The organism is Streptococcus sp. GMD4S (genome assembly GCF_000296955.1).
The window spans coordinates 1-1,155 of sequence record NZ_AJRE01000256.1 but is presented as its reverse complement, the minus strand read 5'-3'; the positions used below and the strand labels follow the sequence as shown (position 1 = coordinate 1,155).

At 43.1% G+C, this 1,155-nt stretch carries 2 protein-coding genes; both read left to right on the top strand.

The annotated features are described in order from the left end of the window. The first annotated feature begins 139 nt into the window (after nt 1-139). Nucleotides 140-1,021, top strand: a complete 882-nt coding sequence (gene rnhC / locus GMD4S_RS09155; RefSeq protein WP_000146901.1) for a ribonuclease HIII — start codon at nt 140-142, stop codon at nt 1,019-1,021. A 3-nt stretch (nt 1,022-1,024) separates the two neighbouring features. Beyond that, a partial coding sequence (locus GMD4S_RS09150; RefSeq protein WP_008289886.1) for a S26 family signal peptidase occupies nt 1,025-1,155 on the top strand: 131 nt, incomplete at its 3' end.

Sequence of the window (1,155 nt, the reverse complement as noted above, 5' to 3'; positions counted from 1 at the left end):
AAGGTTAATGTCTTTTTCCCGAATGTAAACTTATATCGATTTAGATTTGCCATAAAATTCACCTCACGATATTATACCAAATTTCGCTAACTTTGTCAGTTTTTACCAATTCTCCTGCTTTTGTGGTACAATAGAGACTATGGCAAGTATCACACTCACACCAAGTGAACAGGAAATTCAGAGCTTTTTAAGTCAGTATCAGAAGGCTCTCAGTCCTAGTAAAAATCCTTATATTCGCTATTTTTTGAGACTGCCTCAGGCAACGGTTTCCATCTATACTTCTGGAAAAGTCCTCCTTCAGGGCGAAGCTGCTGAGCAGTACGCCAGTTTCTTTGGCTATCAAGTTGTAGAGGAAACCAGTGGACAAGATTTCCCTATGATTGGGACTGATGAGGTGGGAAATGGTTCCTACTTTGGTGGGCTGGCTGTTGTGGCTTCCTTCGTGACACCTGACCAGCACGACTTCTTGCGAAAACTCGGTGTGGGGGATTCCAAGACTCTGACAGACCAAAAGATTCGTCAGATTGCCCCTATCCTCAAGGAAAAAATCCAGCACCAAGCGCTCCTCCTTTCACCGAGCAAGTACAACGAAGTTATCGGAGAGCGTTACAATGCTGTTTCTGTAAAGGTTGCCCTTCACAATCAGGCTATCTTTCTCCTGCTTCAAAAAGGAGTCCAGCCAGAAAAAATCGTGATTGATGCTTTTACAAGCCCTAAAAACTATGACAAGTACTTGGCGCAAGAAGCCAACCGTTTTCCAAACAAAATTAGCTTAGAAGAAAAAGCCGAGGGAAAATACCTGGCTGTTGCAGTTAGCTCCATCATTGCGCGTGATCTCTTCCTCGAAAACTTGGAAAATCTTGGACGAGAACTGGGCTACCAACTGCCAAGTGGCGCTGGAACTGCATCTGATAAGGTTGCAAGCAAAATCCTTCAAGCCTATGGTATGAAGGGACTTCATTTCTGCGCCAAACTGCATTTTAAAAACACTGAAAAAGCCAAAACACTTCTAGAAAGGTAAATTATGAATTTGTTTAAAACATTTCTAAAAGAATGGGGAGTTTTCTTCCTGATTATCGCACTGGTCGGTCTTAGCCGTATCTTTCTTTGGAGCAATGTCCGTGTAGAAGGACACTCGATGGACCCTACCCTAGC

What these genes read in the sequence shown, in the direction of transcription:
- rnhC (WP_000146901.1), top strand. Translation starts at nt 140, where the DNA reads ATGGCAAGTATCACACTCACACCAAGTGAACAGGAAATTCAGAGCTTT.